This window comes from Amycolatopsis samaneae, assembly GCF_039541975.1.
In the GTDB taxonomy this organism is placed as follows: Bacteria; Actinomycetota; Actinomycetes; order Mycobacteriales; family Pseudonocardiaceae; genus Amycolatopsis; species Amycolatopsis samaneae.
The window spans coordinates 1-25,277 of sequence record NZ_BAABHG010000030.1; the positions used below are offsets into that span (position 1 = coordinate 1).

The following is a 25,277-nucleotide window of genomic DNA, read 5'->3' on the forward strand; positions in this document are numbered from 1 at the left end:
CGGACTGCCCTGGCCGCGCCGAGGGGCCCGCGGGCCCGGTGGCCCCCGGCGCGCCCGCGGTGCCGGGTGGCCCGGCCGGGCCCCGGCGGTCGACGGCCGGGTCGTGCAGCCCGCGCTGGTAGCCGATGGTGCCGCCGAGCACGCCCCCGACGGCGCCGCCGCCGACCGCGATCACCGCGGCGGCGACCACGGACAGCGGAGCGCCCGCGAAACCGCGCGCCAACGTACCGCCGCTCGAACGGGTCCCCGGGAGTCGCGCGGGATACGGCGGGTCCAGGACGTCCGCGCCGCCGCCGTCGTCTCGTCCCTCTCGCGGCGGGAGCGAGGGGTGATACGTGGCGTCGAACTCGGTTTCCCCGACCTGCCCGAGCAGATCGATGACCTTGAGCTTGACCGTGGCGAGCTTCAGCGGTTCGCCCGCCTCGGCACCATCGGCGCGCAACGCCTTCTCGGTGGTCACGACCGCCACCGGTTTGTGGCGGTGGACGAGCTTCGCGTCCTTGCCCGCCTGCCAGACGTAGTCGCAGGGCGGTTCGGCCGGTTTGGCGAGCACCGCGTCGAGATGGGCGAAGACGGGCGCGCCCGGGGCCGCCTGCCGGGGCACGACCGGCTGGACGATCCGGGGTTCCGGTTTCGCGTCGTCGATGGTGAGCAGGGAGCGCCGCGCGTCGAGCGGAACCTCGTAGAGGGCGACGAGATACCCGTCCCGCACCGCGAGGTCGACGACGGGCGCTTCGACGAGGATGTCGGTGCCCGGCACCCGGAAGCGTTGCCGGAGTTCCTGACCGGGTGCGGGTCCTTTCCCTTTGTGCCCACCCGGTTCGAGCGGGAAGGTCACGCCGGCGAAGACACGGCCGAGCAGTGCGGCCGTGGCCGCCGCGACGAGATCCTTCTCCGTCGAGGGCGCGGCGCGGGCGGGCAGCCGGACGGCGAGCTGCCCGGCGGGAGTCAGCGAACACCGCGCGGAGGCGTCGACCGGGACCGCCCGCCCGTCGCACCACAACTCCCCGGTGAGACGGAGGTGCTGGGGCGCGGACAGTCCGGCGCGGATCCGGGACCAGCGCCAGGCGACCGGCGTCTCGCCGACGGTGGTGGTGCCCGCGGCATGGCCACGGTCGCACAGCAGGCCGAGGACCTGGTTCAGGCCCGTCTCGGTGACCGCCACCGCCAGGTTCGCCTCCGGTTTGGCCAGGAAACTCCCCGGCGGCGCCGCACCGGGAGGACGTCCGGAGCGGCCCAGTTCGAGCGAGAGCGTTTCCCCGTGCGGATCGACGGAGACGTTCGCGGCCCGGTACCCGAGCGCGGCGGTGTCCCGCTCGGTTCCGATCCGGAGCGGGACCGGCTCGGGCAGATAGCTCAGGGGCAGGCCAGCCAGCCGTTTCAGCAGTTTCTTGCCGAGCACCGGACGGAGGAGCACCCGTTCCAGCCGGGTGTCGATCCACGACAGCGAATCCTCGCCCCCCGCGTAGCTGAGCTTCAGGTCGGCCACCCGCAGCGCGGACAGCGACGGCGCGGACAGGATCACCACCGGCTGCCCGTCCCCGGTGACGGCCACCTCGGGGCGGCAGTCGGCGTGGACCGCGCCCTCCATCGTCAGGTTGATGCCTTTCGGGGAATACCGGGCGCCGCCCCGGAGCCGCGCGGACAGCCGCAGGCACTCCCCCGCGACCGCGAGTTCCGGACTGTCCCAGTGCGCTTTCACCTGAAACGGCGGAATTCTCTCCGCGAGGACCCGGCTCACCGGAGTGGCGATCGCGAGGTTGTCCCGCAGCGACTCGTCGACGGCGCGTTTCTGCACGTCACGAACGAGGTTGTGGCGAAACTGGATCACCATGTCGTGACTGTCCCGCACCGACTTCTCCGATCATCGTGGAGTCCCGCATCCGCCGTGCCCCAACGCTTTCGCCGGTGACCCCCTCGGCGGAGCACCGCCGACTATGCCCGTACCCGGAGCACCGGAAAACGTTCGGAAGCCGTTTTCACCCGGTCGGATCAATAATCCGAGCACATCTCGGAAACCGTGCTGATCATTAGCAGTTTATCGCCCGCAAACAGTGAGATATTCACCTTTCCGGAGATCACGTAATTCACCACGCGATCCACTATTTCGGCAAATCACGTCGACCGGCCGCGACGCCGTCCCGGCCGGGACACGCCCACCGGCGCGCACCGGATCGTGTCGGTGCCGGACGGTAGTCTGCCCGCCTGCCGATCCGGGCCGCCTCCCCACGAAAGGACTCGTCATGGACTGGACGCTCGAAGTGGTCATCCTGCCGGTCGGTGACATCGACCGCGCGGTCGCCTTCTACCGCGACCAGGTCGGTTTCGCGCTCGACCACGACGTGACCAACGAGCACATGCACATCGTGCAGCTGACGCCGAAGGGCTCGGGCTGTTCGATCGTGCTCGGCGATCTCCCGGCACACCGGGAAATGAAACCGGGATCGATGCGCGGCCTCCAGCTGTGCGTCGCCGACGCCGAAGCCGCGCGGAGCGAGCTGGTCGCCCGTGGTGTGGCGGCCGGGGAGATCACGCGGCTCGACGAGCGGGACGGCAGCACCTTCTTCAGCTTCAGCGATCCGGACGGCAACACCTGGACCGTGCAGGAGCTGAAGGTACGCGGGGAAAAGCCGCTCATCCCGCACGAGGCGCGGATCGGCTCCGGCACCTGAATGGACACGGCGACGTTCCGGCGGTGGCGCGAGGACGTCCGCGAGCCCGCGTTTCCCGGGCGGATCGCGGGCATATCTACCGTGTGTCACCGGTGCGCGGAGTGCGAAGATGATGCGCGATGACGGACACCGGGGGTTCGAAGAAGCGCGTCGCCGGACTGGCGGTGCTCGGCGGCCTGCCCGTCGTGGGGTTCGGGGTGTGGGCCAGCGCGGGGGCGGCGCATCCGGTGGTCGCCGGGATACTGGCGGTCGGCTATCTCGCGGTCCTCGCGATCGGCGGGTTCTTCCGTGATGTCGGGCGCGAACTGCGGCAGCGCTGGACGGTCCGGGTGGCCGACCGGACCGACCAGGCCGTCCGGATCCGTCTTTCGCGGTTCGCCCGGCGCTACCGGCGGGTGCTGGCGGCGTCGCTGCGGTACGTCGACCTGCGCGGCCTGGCGGTCGTCGGCTTCTACACCCCGGAACTGGACGAGGTCTACGTCGACGTCAGCCTGATGTACCAGGCGCCCGACCGGGTCGCCGCCGGGCTGCTGGCCGACCGCGCCGGGACGGGACGGCTCAAGCTGGGCACGCTCATCGGGCGGTCCCGGCCGGTGGTGCTCGCGGTGCTCGGCGCGCCCGGCAGCGGGAAGACCACTCTGCTCCGGCACACCGCCCGGCACCTGTGCGGTTCCCGGCGCGGCAGGCGGCCGGTGCCGGTTCTGCTCTTCCTCCGTGACCACGCCGCCACGATCATCGAGAACCCGCGGGTGGCGCTGTCCGAACTGGTCGGGCGGCAGGTGAAGCAGTACGGCATCGACGACGCGGGCTGGTTCGAGCGGCAGCTGTCCGAGGGCCGGTGCGTCGTGCTGCTGGACGGGTTCGACGAGGTCCCCGACCAGCGGGACCGCACCGCGGTGGCGAGGTGGGTCGAGCAGCAGTGCGCCCGCTACTCGCGCAACGACTTCGTACTCACCTCCCGGCCACAGGGCTACCGGTCCGCGCGGATCGAAGGCGCCGTCGTGCTCCAGGTCCGCCCGTTCACCGACGAGCAGGTCGACGCGTTCGTCCGGGCCTGGTACCAGGCCGTCGAGGGACGGGCCGCCTCGGGCGACGGGCGCGCGGCCGCGAAGGCCCGCTCGGCGGATCTGCTGGACCGGCTCAAACGGTCGCCCCAGCTGTACGAGCTCACGGCCAATCCGCTGCTGCTGACCATGATCGCCAATGTGCACCGGGAATCCGGCGCGCTGCCCGGCAGCCGGGCCGAGCTGTACGGCGAGATCTGCCGGGTCGTGCTGGGCAGGCGGCAGGAGGCCAAGGACCTGCCGGTGATCGGCGCGAAGGTCAAGGAGCCCCTGCTGCGGCGGCTCGCGTTCGACATGATGCGGGAGCGCACCCGGGACGCCTCCCGCGAGGAGGTGCTCGCGGCGCTCCGGCGCCGAGGAAGGCTGCGCGCCGAAGCGCCCGCCGCCGAGGACCTGCTCACCGATCTGACGTCCAACGGCCTGCTGATCGAGCGCGAGGCGGGCACCTACGCCTTCGCCCACCAGACCCTGCAGGAGTACCTGGCATCCGAGCACATCCGCGTCGAGCGGCTGGAACACGTGCTGGTGGACAACATCACCGAGCCGTGGTGGCGCGAGACGACGCTGTTGTACGCGGCGAGCACGCCCGCCGACGCCATCGTCGAAGCCTGCCTGGATTCGGACGACAGCACGGCCCTCCTCCTCGCGTTCGACTGCGCCGAACAGGACGACGGCCTCTCGGACGACACCCGCGCGCGGGTCAGCGAGCGGCTCAGCCGCGCCCTTTCGTCCACAACGGACTCCGAACTCAAAGTGCAGTTCCTCGGCGCGCTCGTCGTCCGGCAGTTCCGCGGCCGGATCAGGATCGGGGACACCGCGCAGGTGTGCCGGTCGCCGGTGTTCGCGGGCACGTTCGCGATGTACCGCGGCCGGCTCGGCAGCACCTCCGACACCACACCGGCTTCGGGGCTGGGCACGAAGGACGCGGCCGGGTTCGTCGACTGGGTCAACGAGGTGACCAGCGACGGTCCCTCCTACCGGCTTCCCTCGTTCGAGGAAGTGGAGACGCCGTCGGTGCGGACGATGATCCAGGAGGCCGGGATCGGCAGCCTCTGGCTGGCCGGCGAGGACGGCCAGCCAGAGCTGTGGACCTCGCGGCGCCGCGGCGATCCGTACGAGATCGACGCGGAAACCGTGCGGCGGCAGGTGGAAAGCGATCTTCGCCGCGAGGAACTGCCGAAGGTCCGGCTCGCGCTGCTCTGGCTGGCCTTCGCGATCAGCAGGGCGGACGGCGGGTACGCCCGGAACCTCGTCGCGACGATCTACGCCGGGCACGGCTTCGCCTCCCCCGCGACCCGGGTGGACGAGGTGCTCGGGCTCGGCCTCGACGTCCGGGATCGGCTGTACGAAGGGAAAAGCGGCCTCGGCGAGTACGACTGGATCACCGACGGCAGCCAGGCGGCGCGCCGGAACGGGGAGCCGATCGGCTACGACGAGGCCGTCAGCGTCATGAACACCGTGGAATCGCTGCTGCTCAGCGGAGGCGACACGGCACCGTCCTGGGAGGACCTGGCGCTGCGCCCGGATCCGCTGGACATCCTGGACCGGTTCCGCGAAACGGCCGGAACCGTGCTGGCGCAGGCCGTGGAGCAGGTGCGGCGCGAAGCACGGCAGACGGTCGAAGCCGCGCCCGCCTTCCCCGCCGCGTTCCTGGCCCAGGTCCCGGACCAGACGGAGTTCCAGTACCTGATCCCGCCCGCCGTCGTCCGCGAGAAGATCGAGGACACCTGTGCCGCGATCCTGGACGAGCGGCCCGGTCCCTGGCTGCGCGCGGCGGCCCACGCGGTCCGGGAGTTCGGCGGGACCCTGGCGGCGGGCACCCCCGGGATTTCCCGGGAGGAGTTCGTCGCCATCCGGATCGCCGTGCTGTGCCTGGCCGGGGAACCCTCGCTGGGCGACCACCACCGGGCGACGTGCTGGGAGATCGTGGCCGGGCTGGCCGCCTTCGAACAGAACCAGGAGAACGGGCTGCTCAGCGGGGCGCTCGTGCTCGCCGTCGGGTGAGGCTCAGCCGCCGGCGGATTCCAGGTCGATCGCCCTGCGCATGGTGGCGCGGGCGCGGCGGCGATCGCCCGCGATGTCGTAGGCGTAGGCGAGCCGGTACCAGGCACGCCAGTCCTCCTGGTTCGCCTCGACCTCGGCGCGCCGCTCGTCGAACCACGCGTCGGCGGCGTCCCGGTCGACGCGGCCGGACGGGCGGCGCGGAAGGTCCGAGACGTCCGGCAGGGCGCCCTCGGACTCCAGGCGGCGCGCGAGGCGCTGGATCCGCACGCCGGAGCGCCAGGTCACCACCGCGACCCAGATCCCGAGCAGCGGCAGCAACAGCACCCCGACGCCGAGCGCGATCCCGGCCGGCTCCCCGGTCTCGAACAACGCGAACGCGCGCCCGGCCAGCAGCACCAGGTACACCACCAGCGCGGCGGTCATCACCAGCGCGAAGTTGCGGGCTTTCACAGGTCGAGCACGTTCTCCAGGCCGACCGTCAGGCCGGGTTTGGCGAGCACCGAGCGCACGCCGAGCAGCACGCCCGGCATGAACGAGCTCCGGTCCATCGAGTCGTGCCGGATGGTCAGGGTCTCGCCCTGGCCGCCGAACAGGATCTCCTCGTGCGCGACCAGGCCCGGCAGCCGTACCGAGTGCACCCGGACGTCGAAGATCACCGCGCCGCGCGCACCGTCCACTTCGGACGTCGTGGCGTCCTCGCCCGGCGTGATCCCGGCCTGGACGCGGGCCTTGCCGATCAGCTGCGCGGTGTGCGCGGCGGTGCCCGAGGGCGCGTCCGCCTTGCGGTTGTGGTGCAGCTCGATGATCTCGGCGGAGTCGTAGAACTTCGCGGCCTGCTCGGCGAACCGCATCGCCAGCACCGCGCCGAGCGCGAAGTTCGGCGCGATCAGCACACCCAGCTCGGGCTTGTCCTTCAGCCAGCCGCGTACCTGTGCGAGCCGCCCGGAGGAGAACCCGGTGGTGCCGACGACGGCGTGGATGTCGTGCTCGACAAGGAAACGGAGGTTGTCCATGACCGCGTCGGGGTGGGTGAAGTCGACGACGACCTGCGCCCCGGTGAGCGCCGCCAGGTCCTCCCCGGCGTCGACCGCCGCGACGACCGCCATGTCCGGCGCGGCCTCGGCGGCGCGGACCGCCTCGGCACCCATCCGGCCACGGGCGCCGAGCACGCCCACGCGAATCGGAGTTCCGGTCATGATGCGATCACCTCGTGCAGATCGTCGGGCAGGTCGTCGGCGTGAGCGTACGGCCCCACGACCGCCGCCGCCGACACCCCGCCGGGGCGGCGGAGCAGAGTGCGAGCGAGCGCACACACGTCCTCGGTGGTGACGGCGTCGATGCGGGCGACCGTGTCGTCCACGCCGAGATACCGGCCGTAGTTCAGTTCGTTCTTGCCGATACGCGACATCCGCGAGCTGGTGTCCTCCAGGCCGAGGACGATCCCGCCGCGCAGCTGTCCCTTGGCGCGCTTGACCTCGGCGTCGGACAGGCCGTCGGACGCCACCCGATCGAGTACCTCGCGGATCACCCCGGCGACCTCGCCGAGCTTCTCCGGCTGGCAGCCGGCGTACACGGCCATGTGCCCGGTGTCGGCGTAGCTCGCGACCGACGAATACACCTGGTATGCCAGGCCACGCTTCTCGCGGACCTCCTGGAACAGCCGCGAACTCATGCCGCCGCCGAGCGCGGCGTTGAGCACCGACAGCGCGAAGCGGCGTTCGTCGTGCCTCGACAGCGAGTTCAGGCCGAGCATCACGTGCGCCTGCTCGGTGTCGTCGGTGTGCAGCGCGAGCTTGCGGGTGGTCCGGACGCGGGCCCGCCCGGAACGCGGCGCGACCGGCGTCCCGGCGCCGGCCAGCCGGTCTCGCAAAGCCTTGCGTACCAAGCGAAGCACCTGTGTGTGCTCGACGTTCCCGGCGACCGCGAGCACCATCCGCGGCAGCGTGTAGCGGCGCTTGTAGAACCCGCGCAGCGCCGACGCGGACATCTCGATGATGGACTTCTCGGTGCCGAGCACCGGGCGCCCCAGCGGGTGATCGCCGAGGATCGCGCCGACGAAGGTCTCGTGCAGCAGGTCCTCGGGGTCGTCGTCGCGCATGGAGATCTCCTCCAGCACGACGCTGCGCTCGGTCTCGACATCGGCCTCCGCGCACAGCGCCTCGAACACGACGTCAGTCACCAGATCCATGGCGACCGGCAGGTCGGCGTCGAGCACCTGCGCGTAGTAGCAGGTGTGCTCCTTCGCGGTGAAGGCGTTGAACTCGCCGCCGACGGCGTCGATCTCCTCCGCGATCGCGGTGGCGTCCCGGTTCGCGGTCCCCTTGAACAGCAGGTGTTCCAGGTAGTGCGCGGCGCCCGCGACCGCGACCGGCTCGTCGCGGGAGCCGATGCCGACCCACAGCCCGACGGTGGCCGAGCGCGACGCCGGGACGTGCTCGGTGATGACCCGCAGGCCACCGGGAAGCACACTCCGCTTGACCACCGCACCGTCCGAAGTGGACTCCAGGGTGCGGGTACTGCCGACGGGCTGCTCGTGCCCGGAAACCTGCCGTGCCATCGGATCCTTACTCACATACCAACAAGTCCGTGAATGCCACATTGAGGGACTCTGAGTCCCTCAATGTGGCATTCACGGACCACTATTGCCGACGAGCCGGGACTACTACGCGTCGGCCTTCTCGGCGTCGGCGGCGGGGGCGTCACCCTCGGCGGGTTTGGCGGCGTCCTCGTCCTTGACGACGATCAGGCTGATCTTGCCGCGGTTGTCGATGTCGGCGATCTCGACGCGGAGCTTGTCGCCCACGTTGACCACGTCCTCGACCTTGGCGATCCGCTTGCCGTTGCCCAGCTTCGAGATGTGCACCAGGCCGTCCTTGCCCGGCAGCAGCGAGACGAACGCGCCGAACGCGGCCGTCTTCACCACGGTGCCGAGGAAGCGCTCCCCGACCTTGGGCAGCTGCGGGTTGGCGATGGCGTTGATCTTGTCGATCGCCGCCTCCGCCGACGGGCCGTCGGCCGCGCCCACGTAGATCGTGCCGTCGTCCTCGATGGAGATGTCGGCGCCGGTCTCCTCGGTGATCGAGTTGATCATCTTGCCCTTCGGCCCGATGACCTCGCCGATCTTGTCGACCGGGATCTTCACGGAGGTGACGCGCGGGGCGTACGGGCTCATCTCGTCCGGGCCGTCGATCGCCTCGGCGATGACCTCCAGGATGGTGAGGCGAGCGTCCTTCGCCTGCTTCAGCGCGGCCGCGAGGACCTCCGACGGGATGCCGTCGAGCTTCGTGTCCAGCTGGAGCGCGGTGATGATGTCCTTGGTGCCGGCGACCTTGAAGTCCATGTCGCCCAGCGCGTCCTCGGCGCCGAGGATGTCGGTCAGCGCGACGTAGCGGGTCTCGCCGTCGACCTCGTCGGACACCAGGCCCATCGCGATGCCCGCGACCGGCGCCTTCAGCGGCACACCGGCGTTGTACAGGCCCATGGTGGACGCGCAGACCGAGCCCATCGAGGTCGAGCCGTTGGAGCCCAGCGCCTCGGAGACCTGGCGGATCGCGTACGGGAACTCGTCCCGCTTCGGCAGCACCGGGACCAGGGCGCGCTCGGCGAGCATGCCGTGGCCGATCTCGCGCCGCTTCGGCGAACCGACGCGGCCGGTCTCGCCGGTGGAGAAGGGCGGGAAGTTGTAGTGGTGCAGGTAGCGCTTCGTCGTCTCCGGGGAGAGCGAGTCGATCTGCTGCTCCATGCGCAGCATGTTCAGCGTGGTGACGCCCAGGATCTGGGTCTCGCCGCGCTCGAACAGCGCCGAGCCGTGCGCCCGCGGGATCACCGCGACCTCGGCGCCGAGGGAGCGGATGTCGGTGAGGCCACGGCCGTCCATGCGGATCTTCTCGGTGAGGACCCGCTGGCGCATGATCTTCTTGGTCAGCGCCTTGAACGCGCCGCCGATCTCCTTGTCGCGGCCCTCGAAGGCTTCGCCCTCGCCGAGGCCGACCTTCTCCAGCACCGCGGCCTTGACCTCGTCGGTCGCGTGGTCGCGGTCCTGCTTGCCGGCGATCTGCAGCGCCTTCGCGAGGTCGTCGGTGGCGATCGCCGCGACGGCCTCGTAGACGTCCTGCTGGTAGGCCGGGTAGACCGGGAACTCGCCGGTCGGCTTCGCGGCCTCGGCGGCCAGGCGCTGCTGCGCCTCGCACAGGGCCTTGATGAACGGCTTCGCGGCCTCGAGGCCCTCGGCGACCGAGGCCTCGTCGGGCGCCTTGCCGCCGGCGGCGATCAGGTCGAGCGTGTGCTCGGTGCCCTCGGCCTCGACCATCATGATCGCTACGTCGTTCTTGGCACCGTCACCGACGATGCGGCCCGCGACGACCATGTTGAAGGTGGCCTTCTCCAGCTGCGACCAGGTCGGGAACGCGACCCACTGGTCCTCGATCAGCGCGACGCGGACGCCGCCGACCGGGCCGGAGAACGGGAGCCCGGCGATCTGGGTGGAGGCCGACGCGGCGTTGATCGCCAGCACGTCGTACGGGTCGTCCGGGTTGAGGCTCTGGACGGTGATGACGACCTGGATCTCGTTGCGCAGGCCGTCGGTGAACGACGGGCGCAGCGGGCGGTCGATCAGGCGGGCGGTGAGGATCGCGTCGGTCGACGGGCGGCCCTCGCGGCGGAAGAACGCGCCGGGGATGCGGCCCGCGGCGTACATGCGCTCTTCGACGTCCACGGTCAGCGGGAAGAAGTCGAAGTGCTCCTTCGGGTGCTTCGACGCGGTGGTCGCCGACAGCAGCATGGTCTCTTCGTCGAGGTAGGCGACGACGGCGCCGGCGGCCTGCTTGGCGAGGCGGCCGGTCTCGAAACGCACGGTGCGGGTGCCGAACCGGCCGTTGTCCAGAACGGCTTCGGTTTCGTGCACGGTGACTCCGGTGGAGTCGGTCATAGGGTGTATCTCCTCTTTAGTTCCTCTGCAACGGCGCGAGTCTCCCATCCTGGGACCCGTTTCGCCTGAGGACGCTCGAGGAATGAGGCCGGTCTTCGATCGAAGCCCCCGGGCCGTGTGCCCGGGAACCACTACCGAGGACCGGCGGACGGATCCTCGTGCGCGCTCGCGCCGGTTCTCTTCTTACTTATGCGACCGGGGGGAGCGGCCGTGGCCACTCCCCCCGGTTTCACGCTATCGGCGCAGGCCGAGACGCTGGATCAGCGCACGGTAACGCTCGACGTCCACCTTGTTGACGTAGTTCAGCAGCCGGCGACGGCGGCCGACGAGCAGCAGGAGGCCACGACGCGAGTGGTGGTCGTGCTTGTGCTCCTTGAGGTGCTCGGTGAGGCCGATGATGCGCTTGGTCAGCAGCGCGACCTGGGCCTCGGGGGATCCGGTGTCCGAGTCGTGCACGCCGTACTCGGCCAGGATCGACTTCTTCTCTTCGGTGGACAGTGCCACTGGTGGTGCTCCTTGTTCGTATCAGTGCCGTGCGGCCCGGACGTACTCAACGCCGGGTGAGACGGTCACGGCCGCCACGGACTGCAGCCGGACCCAGTGGTCGAGGCTACCAGCAGCGGTTTCGCGGCCTTCAGGCGCGCTCCAGCGGGAACCGGTCCGCCACTCGATAGCGTGACCCGTCCGGGGCCCGCTCGCCGCACATCAGTACCACCTCGGTGGCCTTCCAGACGCGGCTCGAGAAGCGGGCCAGCCGTTGTTCCCACGGCCGGGCGAGTTCCGGTTCCTCCCGGGGGAAGCGGGCCAGCGTCAGGTGGGCCCGGTACGGCCGCGCCTCGGCGTCCGCCCCGGCCGCCAGCGCGAGCGCCGTCAGCCCCTCTCCGGCGACAGTCAACCACAGCACCCCGGGGAACGTCCCCGCATTTTCCAGCCGGAGGTCGATCGCGGGCCGTCCGGCGAGTCGTTCCCGGAGTCGTCCGGCACGCTCGGTGAGGTCGGCGTGCCCGTAGAAGCCCAGCGTGACGTGCCAGTCCCGCGGCGGGGACCAGCGCAGCCGGTCGCCGGCGGGCTCCCCCAGTTCCGCGGCGAGCGTGGCGGTGACGTCGGCGGGCGGGACCAGCGCGCTGAAGACGTGCACCGGTCAGGTGACCGCCCCGGCGCGGCGGAGCAGGTCGGCCAGCGCGGGGAAGTCGTCGCCGAGGCGTTTGGCGGCCTCGCCGAGGTCCTCGTCCTCGGCGATGTCACGCAGGGCGGCGAGCACGGCGCGGTCGTCGGCGGTGCCGACCGGCAGGTTGTCGCGACCGACCGTCGGGCGCGCGTCGCGGACGTCCTCCAGCGCGGCGAGGATCGCCTCGCGGTTGCCCGCGGCGACGTCGGGCACGAGGGTCTTGCGCTCCAGCATGATCATGCGCGCGAGCACGACCGGGTTCCCGATCTTGGCGCGGCGGCCGCTCATCACCTGGCTGAGCATCGGGGCGCTGATGCCGAGCACCTCGGCGAGGAACGCCTGGGAGACGTCGAAGGCGACCACCAGGCGGCGCACCCGATCGCCGAGTGGTTCCCCGTACCACTCGCGCTGCAGCGCGATGTTCCGCTGGACGATCTTGTGGTCCTCCACCAGTTCCGCTCCCTGTACCCGCGTTATCGCCGCTGTCGCACCGCCGTCAGCATCTTGCCACCCCGGGGCCGCCGGCGAGGCCGAAACAGACGTTTCGGCTCCTCCGTCCGGCCCAACCGGGGGACGGTTCAGCCCTCGGGCCGCAGGGCCGCTCTGGTGCGGGCCACGTCGTCGTCGATGCGCTCGACCAGATCCTCGGAGCGGGTGAAGCGGACCTGGTCCCGCAGCCGGGTGACGAAGTCGAGTGCCACGTGCTGGCCGTAGAAGTCCTCGTCGAGGTCAAGCACGAACGCCTCGACCGTGCGCTCGCGGCCGGAGAACGTCGGGTTGGTGCCGACCGACACCGCCGCCGCGAGCCTGCGGTCCGGTTCGGACGACCGGGTGAACCAGGCACTGTAGACACCGTCGGCGGGAACGGCCGCGAAGCGCGGGGTGGACAGGTTCGCGGTCGGGTAACCGAGATCGTGGCCGCGCCCGTCGCCGCGGACCACTATCCCTTCGAGACGGTGCGGCCTGCCCAGTGCCTCGGCGGCGGCGACCACGTCCCCGGCGTCGATGCAGGACCGGACGTAGGTCGAGGAGAAGGTGATCTGGCTCGCCGCTTTGTCCTTCTCGGACAGTGAGCGGCCCTGCAGCTCGGCGCCGTAGGCCACGAAACCGAACCGCTTGCCGAGCGCGCGCAGCAGCGTGATGTCCCCGGCGGCCTTGGCGCCGAAGGTGAAGTTCTCCCCCACGAACACCTCGGCCACGTGCAGCCGGTCGACCAGGATCTCGTGCACGAACTCGTGCGGCGGGAGGCGGGACAGTTCGAGGGTGAACGGCAGCACCGCGAACACGTCGACGCCGAGCCCCTCGATGAGTTCCGCCTTGCGGCGCAGGGAAGTCAGCTGGGCGGGGTGGCTCCCGGGGCGCAGCACCTCGGAGGGATGCGGGTCGAAGGTCAGTACCACGCTCGGCACGCCCTGCTCGGCGGCGGCGCGGACGGTCCGCTTGATCAGCTCCTGGTGCCCCCGGTGCACCCCGTCGAAGATGCCGATGGTGATCACGCACCGGCCCCAGCTGCCGGGAAGATCCCCCAGACCACGCCAACGCTGCATTGTCGTCAACTCTCCCCGAGGCCGTCGTTCCTGCCGCGTCCCACCCTATGCGGGCAGCAGCACGACCACCGACCGGGCCACGCCGTGCTCGTCGGCGGCGAGCGCGAGCACCCGGCCGTCCGGGGCGAACAGTCCGTAGGTGCCCTCGATGCCCGCGGCGGGGATGCGCTGCCCGTGCCGGACCGCACGGGCGGTGGCGGCGTCGAGGTCGCGGCGCGGGAAGGCCGCGGCCACCGCGGCGTCGAGGTCGAGGGAGAGCTCGGGCTTGTCCTCCAGCTGGTCGAGCGTGCGCGCCCGCGCGAGGGTGAACGGGCCGACCGTGGTGCGCCGCAGTGCCTGGAGGTGACCGCCGGTGCCGAGGTCCGCGCCCAGGTCGCGGGCGAGCGCGCGGACGTAGGTGCCGGACGAGCACTCGACGACCGCGTCGAGCTCGATCCGGTCCTCCTCGCGGCGGGTGGCCAGCAGGTCGAAGCGGTAGACGGTGACCGGCCGCGGCGGCAGCACGACCTCCTCGCCCGCGCGGACCCTGGCGTAGGCGCGTTTGCCGTCGATCTTGACCGCGGAGACCGCGCTCGGGACCTGCTGGATCTCGCCGGTGAGCTTCGCGATCCCGGCGGCGATGTCCGCGTCGGTGATCTTCGCGAGCGTGGCGGGATCGGCGTCGGCGAGGGCCTCGCCCTCGGCGTCGTCGGTGGTGGTGGACCGGCCCAGCGCGAGCGTCGCGAGGTAGGTCTTGCGGTCGAGGGCGAGGTGGCCCAGCAGTTTGGTCGCCCGTTCGATGCCGAGCACGAGCACGCCGGTGGCCATCGGGTCGAGCGTGCCGGCGTGGCCGACCTTGCGGGTGCCCATGATGCGGCGGGCGCGCGCGACGACGTCGTGCGAGGTCATCCCGGCAGGCTTGTCGACGATGAGCAGACCGGGCGGCGGGGCGGGACGGCGGGGTTCTTTCGGGCGTGACACGCGCCGAACCCTACCGAGCGTGATCCGGGCGCCCGGAGGCGCCGGTGATCAACTTGCCGCCGCCACAGGGCTTTCGGCGAGCCGGGTGTCCCAGCGGCGCCTGCGGATGCGCACCGGGAGTGTCTCGCCGCGGGCTTCGGCGGCGAACAGGTGCGCGCGGGTGCGGCGCCACCACACCAGCATCCGGCTCGCGCCGAACACCAGGAACGCCACGATCGCCAGCAGCGCGAGGCGGAAGTTCCCGCCGGTCCACTGGAGCAGCACGCCGACGGCGAGTGCCGCGAAGGTCGCGGCGATGAAGCCGCCGACGTTGACGACGCCGGTCGCGGTGCCGACGCGTTCGAGCGGGTTGTAGTCGCGGGCGAGGGCGAAGCCGATCATCGAGGCCGGGCCGCCGAGCGCGAGGAAGGCGAACGCGGGCACCAGCACGGCCACCGGGATCGGGCCGCTCCAGCCGAGCAGGACGGCCCACACCAGCAGGGCACCGCCGAGATAGCCGCCCGCGAGCGGCATCCGCAGCGACGGGTGCCGTCCGATGACGCCGCCGAGCAGGGGCCCGCCGAGCATCGAGCCGAAGACGAACACCGTCAGCAGCGCGCTCGCCGACGCCTTCGTCATGCCCTGTCCCTGCACCAGGAACGGCATGCCCCACAACAACGTCAGCACGTTCGGGGCGAACATCGTGGTGAAGTGCACCCAGAAACCCAGCCGGGTCCCCGGCACCCGCCAGGCCACGAGCACCTGACGGCCCAGTGCCTTCGGCCGCACGGGTTCGCGGACGGGTTCGGGCGCGCCGTGCGGGACGTCGCGCACACGCAGCAGGACCACCGCGACGTAGCCGAGCGTGACGAGCCCGACGGTGAGGAAGGTCGGCACCCAGCCCGCTCCGTCGAGCAGCAGGGTGAGCGGGACGGTCGCGGCCAGGTTCCCGAGGTAACCGATCGCGCCGGTGAGCGAGGTCACCACGACGTACTGGCGGCCGGGGAAGTGCGCCGCGATCAGCCGGACCACGCTGACGAAGGTGAGCGCGTCGCCGAGGCCGAGGACGCCGCGGGCGAGGAGGCCGAGGCCGTAGGAGTGGGCCAGGCCGAGCAGGACCTGGCCGAGGCCGAGGAAGAGCAGGGCGGCGACGAGGATCCGGCGCGGGCCGTAGCGGTCGACGAGCACGCCGGTGGGGATCTGCATGCTCGCGTAGACGCCGACCTGGAGGACGGTGAACGTGCCCAGCGCGGCCGCGCCGACGCCGAAGCGTTCGGCGGCCTGCAGCCCGGCCACGCCGAAGGAGGTGCGGTGGAACACCGCGAGAAGGTAGACGGTGACGGCGGCCGCCCAGATGAACCAGGCCCGGCTCGTGGTGGTCGTTCGGCCGGTGGCGGGCGACACGGGTCCCTCCCCAGAGGTTCGGTACGGACAGGGGCGTCCACGCTGCCGCCACATAAGTTGTAACGCCTAAGCAATGCCGAAACCAAGCCGTTACCGGGTGTCCTTGCCCACAGCCCGGGTGCTGGGTGGCGACGAGTGCTCCGCCTGATCACGCGAGTGCGCCCTTCGATCACGCGAGTGCTCCGTCCGATCACGTGAGTTCGTCCTTCGCGCACACCGGCGCGGCCGTCTCAGCCGGGGCGGACGGCGCCGGTGACGGCCCAGTTCCCGCGACGCCAGCGGTAGAGCAGGGACGCGAGCCGCAGCAGCATGAACGCCGAGAGGCCGGACCAGATCCCGATCAGCCCCCAGCCGAACGCGAGGGACGCCCACACCAGCGGAAGGAACCCGATCGCGGCGCTGAGCAGGGTCGCGGTACGCAGGTAGGCGGCGTCCCCGGCGCCGAGCAGGACCCCGTCAAGCGCGAACACCACCCCGGCGATCGGTTGCAGCGCCACGAAGAACCACCACGCGTGCGGGATCTCGCCCAGCACGCCGGGGTCGGTGGTGAAGGCGTGCGGCAGCGGGCCCGCCAGCCCGGCGAACACGACGCCGAGCAGGCAGCCGAACACCAGCCCGTATCCGGTGATCTGCCCGGCGACGCCCTTGGCCCGCCGGGCCGCGCCCGCGCCGAGCGCGGCACCGACCAGCGACTGCGCGGCGATGGCGAGCGAGTCGAGCACGAGCGAGAGGAAGGTCCACAGCTGGAGGACGACCTGGTGCGCGCCGACGGCCTCCGCCGAGGTCCGCGCCGCGACGGCGGCCGCGGAGACGAAGCACGCCTGGAACGCGAGGCTGCGCAGCACCAGGTCCCGGCCGAGGCCGAGCTGGGCCTTCATCACCCCGAAGTCCGGGCGCAGCGAGACGCGCTCCCGCACCAGCGCGGCGACGAACATCCCGGCGGAGATCACCTGCGCGACGACGTTCGCGATCGCGGAGCCCTCCAGGCCCCAGTCCGCGACGTACACCAGCACCGGGCACAGGACCGCGGAGATCCCGTTGCCCGCCAGTACGTAGCGCAGCGGCCGGGTGGCCTCCTGCACGCCACGCATCCAGCCGTTGCCCGCCATGGTGATGAGGATCAGCGGCGCGCCGAACAACGCGATACGCAGCCAGGACACCGCGGCCGCGGCGATCTCGTCGCTGCCGGTGAGCACCCGCGCGATCGGCCCGGCCAGCAGCTGGCCCACGACCAGCAGGACCAGCCCGACCAGCACCGCGAGCCAGGTGGCCTGCACGCCCTCGCGGACCGCTTCCGCGCGCCTGCCCGCGCCGTGCAGCCGCGCGGTGCGGGAGGTGGTGCCGTAGGACAGGAAGGTCAGCTGCGTGGACACCTGCGCGAGGACGACCCCGGCGACGGCCAGCCCGGCCAGTGGCAGCGCGCCGAGGTGGCCGACGACCGCGGTGTCGACCAGGACGTAGAGCGGCTCGGCGGCGAGCACGCCCAGCGCAGGCACGGCGAGGCCCAGCACCCGCTTCGCGGGGATCCGCTCGGCGGACTTGGTGTCCAGTTCGGAATCGTTCGGCACGGTCCGGAGCGTAACCGCCGCCCCCGACAGTTCCGCCCGGCGGGAAGTGGCGCTTTCGCCGCGCCGGGTCCGGCGCGGTTCCGGGGACGCCCGAGTTCCGGGGACGCCCGCGGTTCCGAGGGACGCCCCCGGTGCGCCGGACGCACCCAGGGACGCCCTTGTCGCACTCGACGCACCCAGGGCGTCCCTCGGTGGCGGCGCCCCCGCTTTCCGTCACCCCCGCCCCGTAGGCTGTTTGGTAGGGGCGCTCAGGGTGTCCTGAATCTTCCGTTCATTCCTTCAGTGGTCCGTGAATGCCACATTGAGGGACTCAGAGTCCCTCAATGTGGCATTCACGGACCGTCCGTCCACAGTGGAAGCAAGCGGGTCGGGTCAGGGCAGCAGCGGGGCCTGGGAGAGCGCTGTCCGGAGGCCCTCGACGACCTCTTCCGCCGTGCCCTCCACGGTGCAGCCCGCGGCCATGCGGTGCCCGCCGCCGCCGAACTCGGCGGCCGCCGCGGCGACGTCCATGCCGCCCGTCGAGCGCAGCGAGACCTGCCAGCGCGAGCCGTGTTCCAGCGGCGCGGCCTCCTTGAGCACCGCGGCGACCCCGGCCTCGCTGGTGGCGCGGACGACGTCGATCACGGACTCGACCTCCTCGGGCCGCACGGTTTCCGCGTCCGCGAGGCGGACCACCGCGTGCACGAGCCCGAGTCCCCGCGCGGCCTGCGGTTCGAGCCGCGCGCCGGCGAGCACCGAGGAGAGCATCGGGAGCCAGGCGAACGGGTGATCGTCGACGATGCGCCGCGCCACCTGCTCCGGGTTCACCCCGGCTTCGAGCAGCCGCGCGGCCATGCGGTGGGTCTCCGGGCGCGCGCGGCGGAATCCGCTCGTGTCGGTGACCAGCCCGGCGTAGAGGGCGCGGGCGGTCGGCTCGTCGGGTTCGGCCCCCATCTCCTCCAGGATCCGGAAGACGAGCACGGCGGTGGCTTCGGCGGTGTCGTCGACGACGTGCCGGGTGCCGTAGTAGGCGTTGGTCGCGTGGTGGTCGATCACCAGCACGTCGCCGCCGATCTGGCGGGTGGTCGCCACGCGCGCGGCGAGCGAGCCGAGCCGGCCCGGCGTCGGGGTGTCCAACGCCACCAGGAGGCGCTCGGACACGGGCAGCTCGCCGGGCGGGGTGAGCAGGCCGTCCTCGTCCAGCCACCGCAGGGTTTCCGGTGGTTCCGCGGGCTCGGCGAACGAGACCCGCACGCTCGCGCCGCGCCGGCGCAGCACGCGGCCGAGGGCCAGCGCGCTGCCGAGCGCGTCGGCGTCGGGACGGACGTGTCCGAGCAGGGTCACGTCGGTGGCGGTGGCCAGCAGCGCGGCCGCTTCCTTGATGTCGTGCGCCAAAGTAGCTGTCACAGTGCGTCACGCTACGCTCTGCGGGATGTCCGAGTACGCGATTCTGGTCCACCCGTCGGCCAACCGGGTCTACGCCGCCTCCTCCCCCGCGCTGTTGCGCGCCGAGCTGGCGGTCTTCGGCGACGCCATGGACGCCGAGCTGTCCGGGATCGAGGAGGTCGAGCTCGGCGGCGTCGGCTATGTGCGCTTCGCCACCTCCGCCGCGCTGGGCGAGCGGGATCTCGCGCTGGTGTCGAACCTGTCCTCGCTCTACGCGCTGTTCGAGCTCGGGGACGGCGTCCTGCGCCCGGTCACCGTGCGCCCGCTCGCGAAGACGGACTCGGACCTGCTGACCATCCAGAAGTACGCGGGCAAGACGAACGAGCAGTTCACCAAGCTGCTGCTCAACGCCACCCTGCTGGCGACCTCGGCACCGACGGCCTGGCTCGGCGGGCCGGTGCGCCTGCTCGATCCGCTGTGCGGGCGCGGGACGACGCTCAACCAGGCGATGATGTACGGCTTCGACGCGACCGGGCTGGACGTCGACGGCAAGGACTTCGAGGCCTACGAACAGTTCGTCAAGACCTGGCTGCGCACCAAGCGGGTCAAGCACAGTGCCGACACCGGCCCGCTGCGGCGCAACAAGACGCGGCTGGGCCGCAGGCTCGACATCGAGTACGCCTTCAGCAAGGAGCAGTACAAGGCGGGCGAGATCCGGCGGGTCACCTACTACAACGCCGACACGCTCACCACCGACGAGCTGCTGAAGCCGGACTCGGTGGACGTGATCGTCACCGACGCGCCCTACGGCGTCCAGCACGGCAGCCACCGCACCCAGGACGCCTCGCTCGCGCGCAGCCCGCGTGATCTGCTCGCCGCCGCGGTTCCGGTGTGGACCCGCGTGCTGCGCCCCGGCGGCGCGATCGGGATCTCCTGGAACACCACGGTCCTGCCCCGGGAAGAACTCGTCGCGGTGCTTTCCCGCGCCGGGCTGGACGTGCGCGAGGGCGGGCCGTACGAGGAGTTCTCGCACCGGGTGGACCAGGCGATCGTGCGCGACCTCGTGGTCGCGGCCAAGCCCCGGTAACCGTTCTCCGGCGGGAAAACGACGGCACCCTCGCGCGCCACCGAGGTGTCGCGAATTCGCCAGACCGCACCGCGCGCCCGGTGCTGGACTGGCCGCCATGTCCGTAAGCACCACGCCTTCCGCCGTCCCTACCCGCCCGCCGTGGACCGCCTGGCTCGCCGTGGTTTCGGTGACGTTGGGGATCTTTTCGATCGTCACCACCGAGATCATGCCGATCGGCCTGCTCACCCCGATCGGATCCACCTTCGGGATCTCCGACGGCACCGCGGGCCTGATGATGACCACACCCGGCGTGCTCGCCGCGATCGCCGCCCCGGTCGTCACCGGCGCGGCCGGGCGGCTGGACCGGCGGCTGCTGCTGGGCGCGCTCATGCTCGTGCTCGCCTGCGCCGACGTCCTCGCCGCCGTCGCGCCGAGTTATCCGGTGCTGATGGTTTCCCGGGTGCTGGTCGGGGTCGTCATCGGCGCGTTCTGGTCGATCGCCGCGGGACTCGCCGCACGGCTCGTGCCGCCGCACCGGGTGGCGCGGGCGACCGCGGTGATCTTCTCGGCCGTTCCGCTCGGCTCGGTGCTCGGTGTCCCCGCGGGCACCTACGTCGGCGCGCAGCTGGGCTGGCGGGCGACGTTCGCCGTGCTGGGCGTGCTGACCGCCGGTGTGCTCGCCGCGCTCATCGCGTTCGTCCCGCCCCTGCCCGTTGCCGGGGCGACGCGGCTCGGCGCGCTGGGCGGCTTGCTGCGCACCCGCGCGGTCCGCCGGGCGCTGCTGGTGACGTTCCTGATCGTGCTGGCCCACTTCGGCACCTACACCTACGTGACGCCGTTGCTCGAACAGGTCACGCACGCCGGTCCGGCGCTGATCACCGTCCTGTTGTTCGGTTACGGGGTCGCCGGGATCACCGGCAACTTCGTCGCGGGCGCGTGGGCGGCCCGCCGTCCCCGGGCCACGTTCGCGGCCGGCGCGCTGCTGCTCGCCGTCGCGACGACCGCGCTCCCGTTCGCCGGCGGGACGACCTCCGGCGCCGCGGTGCTGCTCGTGGTCTGGGGACTCGCGTACGGCGTCGTGCCGGTGTGTTCCCAGACCTGGTTCGCGCTCGCCGCGCCCCGGGCGCCCGAGGCGGCTTCGGTGCTGTTCACCTCGTCGTTCCAGGCGACCTTCTCCCTCGGCGCGTTCGCCGGGGGCGTGCTCGTCGACATGAGTTCGGTGCGCGCCACGATGGTCGCGGGCGGGGTCGCGGCGTTCGCGACGGCCGCTCTCGTGCTGACGTCGAGTAAGCGCTGACGTACTTCCACCATCTGGAACCCCGGGCGGGTGCGTTGACCACGGTCCACGCACCTTCCTAGAGTCGACGGTGTCGGTGGAAAAGTGTTGCCCCGCCGCGCTTTTCGTGTCGCTCTCCCTTTCCAGACAGGTGCCGTCATGCCCTTTTCCGGTCCCTCGCCCGAATCCGTGTGGGTACGGCAGACCGACCCCCGGGTCAAACCGCTGCTCGCCGATCTGGCCCGCGAGTATTCGAGCCGGTACCACCGCGTGCTCGCGGACGTCCACCACCAGCTGCGGGAATATCCCGTCGAACGGTTTTCCCCGCCGGACGGCGGTTTACTGCTGCTCGTGGTGGGCGGGCACGCGGTCGCGGGCGGCGCGTTCCAGCGCTACGACGAGGAAACCGCCGAACTGAAGCGCATCTGGACGCACCGGGCGCACCGGCGGTCCGGGCTGGCCCGGCGCGTCGTGGCGGAACTGGAGGCCGAGGCGGAACGCCGGGGATACCGGCGGATCCACCTGACCACCGGGCCCAACCAGCCGGAGGCCAGGGAGCTCTACCTCGCCGCCGGCTACACCCCGCTATTCGACGTCACCGACCCGCCGACGGCGAACCCCTTGCCGTTCAGCAGGATTCTGCCCTCGGCGGTCCCGGCGAGAGCGGCCGGGGCATGACCAGCGAGACCGCCGAACTCACCCGCCCCGCGCCGGAGGAGTCGCTGAAGATCGTGCCCGCGCGGCATCCGTGGACCTGGGCCGCGGCGCTCGTCGTGGCGGTGCTGGTGGCGATGGCCGGGCACGCGCTCGTCACGAACAAGGCGTGGGACTGGCCCACCTTCGCCTCCTACGTCTTCCAGAAGTCCGTGCTCTCGGCCGTGCTGCTCACCCTGGAGCTGACGTTCTTCGGGGTGCTCGCCGGGTTCCTGCTGGGCACCGTGCTGGCGCTCATGCGGATCTCGCGGAACCCGTTGCTGCGCGCGGTCAGCTGGACCTACACCTGGGTGTTTCGTTCGGTGCCGCTGATCCTGCAGCTGCTTTTCTGGTACAACCTGGCGATCCTGTACAACAAGCTGTCCTTCGGTGTCCCTTTCGGACCGTCGTTCGTCTCCTTCGACACGATGAGCCTCGTCCCACCGTTTTTCGCCGCCGGGCTCGGCCTCGCGCTGCACCAGGCCGCCTACGCCGGGGAAATCGTGCGCGCCGGGTTCCTCGCCGTCGACACCGGACAGCGGGAGGCCGCCGCGGCGCTGGGCATCCCGGCAGGGCGCCAGTTCCGCCGGATCGTGCTGCCGCAGGCGATGCGCTCGATCGTGCCGACCGCGGCGAACGAGATCCTCAGTATGGTCAAGGGCACGTCGATGGTGTACGTGATGGCACTGCCCGAGCTGTTCTACCAGGTCCAGGTGATCTACACGCGCAACGGCCGGGTCATCCCGCTGCTGCTCGTCGCGACCGCGTGGTATCTCGCGCTCACCACCGTCCTTTCGGTCGCGCAGTACTACGTCGAGCGCTACTACTCCCGGGGTACCCAGCGATGACGGAATACATGGTGGACGTGCGCGGGGTGCACAAAAGCTATGGCACGCACGAAGTCCTGACCGGCGTCGACCTGCGGGTCCGGCCCGGTGAGGTCACCGTCCTGCTCGGCCCGTCCGGCTCCGGGAAGTCGACGCTGCTGCGGCTGATCAACCACCTCGAACGCGCCGACCGCGGGTTCATCAGTGTGGGCGGCGAGCTGATGGGCTACCGCCGCGCCGGCGACCGGCTGTATGAGCTGCGGGAACGCGAGATCCTCCGGCAGCGCACCCGGATCGGGTTCGTGTTCCAGGACTTCAACCTGTTCGGGCACCTCACCGTGCTGGAAAACCTTGTCGAGGCGCCGGTTTCCGCACAACGGCGGCCCCGGGCCGAGGCCGAAGCACACGCGCGGGAACTGCTCGCCAGGGTCGGGCTCGCGGAAAAGGCGGACGAGTACCCCCGGCGGCTGTCCGGCGGTCAGCAGCAACGGGTCGCGATCGCCAGGGCGCTGGCGCTGCGACCGGACGTGCTGCTGTTCGACGAGCCGACGTCCGCGCTCGACCCCGAACTCGTCGGCGAGGTCCTGGAGGTGATCAGGGACCTCGCCCGCGCGGGCACCACGATGGTGGTCGTCACCCATGAACTCGGTTTCGCCCGCGAGGTCGCCGACACCGTCGTGTTCCTCGACGGCGGGCGGATCCTCGAACAGGGCCCGCCCGCCGCGGTGCTCGACCGGCCGAGCCATGACCGCACCCGCGCCTTCGTCGACAAAGTCCTTTGAGGACACTGAGCGAGGAGTCCCTGTGAGAACCACTTTCCTTCGTCCCGTCCTGCTCGTCACGTTGCTGGGTCTGACGGCCTGTGCCCCCGGCGAGGCCACCCCCGAGGCCGGGCCGGGCCCCGCCGCGAACGGGATCAACATCACCGCGCAGCAGAACCGCCTCCGCGCGCAGAAGGTCGCGGAGATCGCCGACCTCGTTCCCGCCGACATCCGCGCGCGGGGCACCTTCGTCGTCGGCACCACCGGCAACGGCACGCCCCCGCTGTCCTTCCGCGCCGACGACGACAGGACCATCATCGGTGTCGAGCCCGACCTCGCCCAGCTCGTCGCCGACGTGCTCGGGCTGAAGCTCGACCTCCAGGCGACCTCGTGGGAGAACCTGTTCCTCTCGGTGGAGAACGGCCAGTACGCAGCCGGGTTCTCGAACGTGACGGTGACCGAGGAACGCAAGGACAAGTACGACTTCGCGACGTACCGGCAGGACACGCTCGCCTTCGAAACCCGCGCGGACAAGGGCCTGACCGTGCGCGAGCCGAAGGACGTCGCCGGGCTGACCGTCGGGGTCGGCGCCGGGACGAACCAGGAGCAGATCCTGCTGCGCTGGGACGAGCAGAACAGGGCCGCGGGACTGAAACCGGTGAAGTTCCAGTACTACCAGGTCACCTCGGACTACTACCTGGCGCTGAAATCCGGCCGGATCGACGTCTACGTCGGGCCCAACCCGAGCGCCGTCTACCACGCCGCGGTGGACGGGCAGAGCAGGATCGTCGGCACCATCTCCGGCGGCGGGCAGATCCCCGCCGACATCGCGGCGATGACGAAGAAGGGCAACGGGCTCGTCACCGCGCTGCAGAAGGCGATCCAGCACGAAATCGGCAACGGCCAGTACGCCGAGGTCCTCAAACGCTGGAACCTTTCGAACGAGGCGGTGACGGCGTCGGAGGTGAACCCGAAAGGCCTGCCGCGCAAGTAGAGTCACCAGGGGCGGAGCTTTTCCGGGTTCCGCACGGCCCAGATGTGCCTGATCCGGTCCCCCACGACGTCGAGCGCGATCACCGAGGCGGTGACGCCGTCGCGCTGGACCACCAGACCGGGCTGGCCGTTGACGGCGCGCTCCACGATCGTCTGGGCGGGCAGCGCGCCGGCGATGGTGACCAGGTAGTGCGCGATCCGCTCGGCGCCCTCGATGGGGTGCAGCGCGGCGTTGGCCAGCCCGCCACCGTCGGCGATCGCGGTCGCGCCGGGGTCGAGCAGGCCGACGATCGCGTGGATGTCCTTGGCCTCCCATGCCTTCTTGAAGTCCCGGACGAGGTCGGCGCGCCGGGCCGCCGGAGTCGCCGGGGCGCGCGAAACCTCGACCCGGCGCCGGGCCGAGGAGGCCAGCTGGCGGCACGCCGCCGGGGTCCGGCCGACGATCTCGGCGACCTCGGCGAAGGGGTACCGGAAAACGTCGTGCAGGACGAACGCCACGCGCTCGGCCGGTGTCATCGATTCGAGCACGACCAGGAACGCCATGCTGACCGACTCGTCGAGGGTGACCCGGTCGGCCGGATCACCCGGCCGGGCGGCGGTCTGCTCGCGATGATCGGGCAACGGCTCCGGGATCCACTCGCCCACATAGCTTTCGCGCCGGACGCGGGCCGAGCCGAGTACGTCGAGACAGATCCGGCCGGCGACCCTGGTCAGCCAGGCGCCGGGCGAGTCGATGGCCTCCCGCTGCCGCGCGGACAGCGCGTACCAGCGGACGTAGGTCTCCTGCACCACGTCCTCGGCGTCGGCCAGTGAACCGAGGAGCCGGTACGCGAGGTTGATCAGCTGACGCCGTTCGCCCATGATCACGCTCAGGCCCGGCTCGGACCCGCTCCGTCCCTGCCCGGTGGGAATCTTCATCTCTCGTGCCACTCCCTCGCGCTTACACCGTCGACAGTACGACGAGACAGCCCCGCGAAATGTGACTCTCACATTTCGCGGG

Annotated in this window: 22 protein-coding genes; 8 read left to right on the forward strand and 14 right to left on the reverse strand. The window is 71.3% G+C overall.

Translation table 11 applies throughout. From position 1 onward, the window contains the following. Nucleotides 1-1,834 (reverse strand): collagen-like triple helix repeat-containing protein (locus ABD987_RS43315; RefSeq protein ID WP_345408637.1); only part of this gene is annotated, 1,834 nt, incomplete at its 3' end. A gap of 409 nt (nt 1,835-2,243) precedes the next feature. Between ABD987_RS43315 and ABD987_RS43320 the strand changes: the two genes are divergently transcribed. Both ABD987_RS43320 and ABD987_RS43325 read left to right on the forward strand, forming a co-directional pair. Beyond that, on the forward strand, nt 2,244-2,672 hold the full coding sequence (locus tag ABD987_RS43320) for a VOC family protein (protein WP_345408639.1): 429 nt from the start codon (nt 2,244-2,246) through the stop codon (nt 2,670-2,672). A gap of 119 nt (nt 2,673-2,791) precedes the next feature. Beyond that, nucleotides 2,792-5,740 (forward strand): NACHT domain-containing protein, encoded by a 2,949-nt coding sequence (locus tag ABD987_RS43325; RefSeq protein WP_345408641.1) that lies wholly within the window; start codon nt 2,792-2,794, stop codon nt 5,738-5,740. 3 nt (nt 5,741-5,743) lie between these two features. On the opposite strand, the gene ABD987_RS43330 is transcribed toward ABD987_RS43325, so the two are convergent. The 12 genes from ABD987_RS43330 to ABD987_RS43385 all read right to left on the reverse strand — a co-directional run bounded on the left by ABD987_RS43330 (nt 5,744) and on the right by ABD987_RS43385 (nt 18,679). Next, on the reverse strand, nt 5,744-6,190 hold the full coding sequence (locus tag ABD987_RS43330) for a hypothetical protein (RefSeq protein ID WP_345408643.1): 447 nt from the start codon (nt 6,188-6,190) through the stop codon (nt 5,744-5,746). Beyond that, complete coding sequence (dapB, locus tag ABD987_RS43335; protein ID WP_345408645.1) at nt 6,187-6,936, reverse strand: 4-hydroxy-tetrahydrodipicolinate reductase; 750 nt, start codon at nt 6,934-6,936, stop codon at nt 6,187-6,189. The genes ABD987_RS43330 and dapB overlap by 4 nt, the downstream gene beginning before the upstream one ends. Next, nucleotides 6,933-8,297, reverse strand: a complete 1,365-nt coding sequence (locus ABD987_RS43340; RefSeq protein WP_345408647.1) for a M16 family metallopeptidase — start codon at nt 8,295-8,297, stop codon at nt 6,933-6,935. Before ABD987_RS43340 ends, dapB begins: the two co-directional genes overlap by 4 nt. A 105-nt stretch (nt 8,298-8,402) precedes the next feature. Further along, nucleotides 8,403-10,667: a polyribonucleotide nucleotidyltransferase gene (locus ABD987_RS43345; RefSeq protein ID WP_345408649.1), complete on the reverse strand. Its 2,265-nt coding sequence runs from the start codon at nt 10,665-10,667 to the stop codon at nt 8,403-8,405. Between the two features lie 234 nt (nt 10,668-10,901). Beyond that, nucleotides 10,902-11,171, reverse strand: coding sequence for a 30S ribosomal protein S15 (gene rpsO / locus ABD987_RS43350; protein ID WP_345408651.1), 270 nt, complete (start codon nt 11,169-11,171; stop codon nt 10,902-10,904). Between the two features lie 130 nt (nt 11,172-11,301). Then, a complete protein-coding gene (gene thpR, locus ABD987_RS43355; RefSeq protein ID WP_345408653.1) occupies nt 11,302-11,805 on the reverse strand; it encodes an RNA 2',3'-cyclic phosphodiesterase in 504 nt (167 codons plus the stop codon). 3 nt (nt 11,806-11,808) lie between these two features. Then, entirely contained in the window at nt 11,809-12,285 is a 477-nt protein-coding gene (locus tag ABD987_RS43360) for a helix-turn-helix transcriptional regulator (protein WP_345408655.1), read from the reverse strand. Between the two features lie 128 nt (nt 12,286-12,413). Beyond that, nucleotides 12,414-13,382 (reverse strand): bifunctional riboflavin kinase/FAD synthetase, encoded by a 969-nt coding sequence (locus ABD987_RS43365; RefSeq protein ID WP_345408657.1) that lies wholly within the window; start codon nt 13,380-13,382, stop codon nt 12,414-12,416. A 45-nt stretch (nt 13,383-13,427) separates the two neighbouring features. Then, on the reverse strand, nt 13,428-14,342 hold the full coding sequence (truB, locus tag ABD987_RS43370) for a tRNA pseudouridine(55) synthase TruB (protein WP_345408659.1): 915 nt from the start codon (nt 14,340-14,342) through the stop codon (nt 13,428-13,430). A 48-nt stretch (nt 14,343-14,390) separates the two neighbouring features. Next, on the reverse strand, nt 14,391-15,779 hold the full coding sequence (locus tag ABD987_RS43375) for an MFS transporter (protein ID WP_378214112.1): 1,389 nt from the start codon (nt 15,777-15,779) through the stop codon (nt 14,391-14,393). 176 nt (nt 15,780-15,955) lie between these two features. Further along, nucleotides 15,956-17,293, reverse strand: a complete 1,338-nt coding sequence (locus tag ABD987_RS43380) for an MATE family efflux transporter (protein WP_345408663.1) — start codon at nt 17,291-17,293, stop codon at nt 15,956-15,958. Nucleotides 17,294-17,665: 372 nt separating this feature from the next. After that, entirely contained in the window at nt 17,666-18,679 is a 1,014-nt protein-coding gene (locus ABD987_RS43385; RefSeq protein ID WP_345408665.1) for a DHH family phosphoesterase, read from the reverse strand. 25 nt (nt 18,680-18,704) lie between these two features. On the opposite strand from ABD987_RS43385, the gene ABD987_RS43390 reads away from it, so the two are divergent. The 6 genes from ABD987_RS43390 to ABD987_RS43415 all read left to right on the forward strand — a co-directional run bounded on the left by ABD987_RS43390 (nt 18,705) and on the right by ABD987_RS43415 (nt 24,278). Further along, nucleotides 18,705-19,745 (forward strand): TRM11 family SAM-dependent methyltransferase, encoded by a 1,041-nt coding sequence (locus tag ABD987_RS43390; protein WP_345408667.1) that lies wholly within the window; start codon nt 18,705-18,707, stop codon nt 19,743-19,745. A 97-nt stretch (nt 19,746-19,842) separates the two neighbouring features. After that, nucleotides 19,843-21,024, forward strand: coding sequence for an MFS transporter (locus tag ABD987_RS43395; protein WP_345408669.1), 1,182 nt, complete (start codon nt 19,843-19,845; stop codon nt 21,022-21,024). A gap of 138 nt (nt 21,025-21,162) precedes the next feature. Next, nucleotides 21,163-21,681, forward strand: coding sequence for a GNAT family N-acetyltransferase (locus ABD987_RS43400; protein ID WP_345408671.1), 519 nt, complete (start codon nt 21,163-21,165; stop codon nt 21,679-21,681). Beyond that, the gene (locus tag ABD987_RS43405; protein WP_345408673.1) at nt 21,678-22,544 is read left to right on the forward strand and encodes an amino acid ABC transporter permease; all 867 of its coding nucleotides are present in this window, start codon (nt 21,678-21,680) and stop codon (nt 22,542-22,544) included. The genes ABD987_RS43400 and ABD987_RS43405 overlap by 4 nt, the downstream gene beginning before the upstream one ends. Further along, complete coding sequence (locus tag ABD987_RS43410) at nt 22,541-23,305, forward strand: amino acid ABC transporter ATP-binding protein (protein WP_345408675.1); 765 nt, start codon at nt 22,541-22,543, stop codon at nt 23,303-23,305. The genes ABD987_RS43405 and ABD987_RS43410 overlap by 4 nt, the downstream gene beginning before the upstream one ends. Before the next feature lie 22 nt (nt 23,306-23,327). Continuing rightward, on the forward strand, nt 23,328-24,278 hold the full coding sequence (locus ABD987_RS43415) for an ABC transporter substrate-binding protein (protein WP_345408677.1): 951 nt from the start codon (nt 23,328-23,330) through the stop codon (nt 24,276-24,278). A 2-nt stretch (nt 24,279-24,280) separates the two neighbouring features. Here the strand turns inward: ABD987_RS43415 and sigJ are convergent, their stop codons facing one another. Then, nucleotides 24,281-25,195 carry an RNA polymerase sigma factor SigJ gene (gene sigJ / locus ABD987_RS43420; protein ID WP_345408679.1) on the reverse strand — a complete coding sequence of 305 codons (915 nt, stop codon included), beginning with the start codon at nt 25,193-25,195 and terminating at the stop codon, nt 24,281-24,283. Nucleotides 25,196-25,277 lie beyond the last annotated feature (82 nt).

What these genes read in the sequence shown, in the direction of transcription:
- ABD987_RS43390 (WP_345408667.1), top strand. Translation starts at nt 18,705, where the DNA reads ATGTCCGAGTACGCGATTCTGGTCCACCCGTCGGCCAACCGGGTCTAC.
- ABD987_RS43345 (WP_345408649.1), bottom strand. Translation starts at nt 10,667, where the DNA reads ATGACCGACTCCACCGGAGTCACCGTGCACGAAACCGAAGCCGTTCTG.
- ABD987_RS43340 (WP_345408647.1), bottom strand. Translation starts at nt 8,297, where the DNA reads ATGGCACGGCAGGTTTCCGGGCACGAGCAGCCCGTCGGCAGTACCCGC.
- ABD987_RS43365 (WP_345408657.1), bottom strand. Translation starts at nt 13,382, where the DNA reads ATGCAGCGTTGGCGTGGTCTGGGGGATCTTCCCGGCAGCTGGGGCCGG.
- ABD987_RS43400 (WP_345408671.1), top strand. Translation starts at nt 21,163, where the DNA reads ATGCCCTTTTCCGGTCCCTCGCCCGAATCCGTGTGGGTACGGCAGACC.
- ABD987_RS43325 (WP_345408641.1), top strand. Translation starts at nt 2,792, where the DNA reads ATGACGGACACCGGGGGTTCGAAGAAGCGCGTCGCCGGACTGGCGGTG.
- ABD987_RS43395 (WP_345408669.1), top strand. Translation starts at nt 19,843, where the DNA reads ATGTCCGTAAGCACCACGCCTTCCGCCGTCCCTACCCGCCCGCCGTGG.
- sigJ (WP_345408679.1), bottom strand. Translation starts at nt 25,195, where the DNA reads ATGAAGATTCCCACCGGGCAGGGACGGAGCGGGTCCGAGCCGGGCCTG.
- ABD987_RS43320 (WP_345408639.1), top strand. Translation starts at nt 2,244, where the DNA reads ATGGACTGGACGCTCGAAGTGGTCATCCTGCCGGTCGGTGACATCGAC.
- ABD987_RS43375 (WP_378214112.1), bottom strand. Translation starts at nt 15,779, where the DNA reads ATGTGGCGGCAGCGTGGACGCCCCTGTCCGTACCGAACCTCTGGGGAG.
- dapB (WP_345408645.1), bottom strand. Translation starts at nt 6,936, where the DNA reads ATGACCGGAACTCCGATTCGCGTGGGCGTGCTCGGCGCCCGTGGCCGG.
- ABD987_RS43405 (WP_345408673.1), top strand. Translation starts at nt 21,678, where the DNA reads ATGACCAGCGAGACCGCCGAACTCACCCGCCCCGCGCCGGAGGAGTCG.
- ABD987_RS43410 (WP_345408675.1), top strand. Translation starts at nt 22,541, where the DNA reads ATGACGGAATACATGGTGGACGTGCGCGGGGTGCACAAAAGCTATGGC.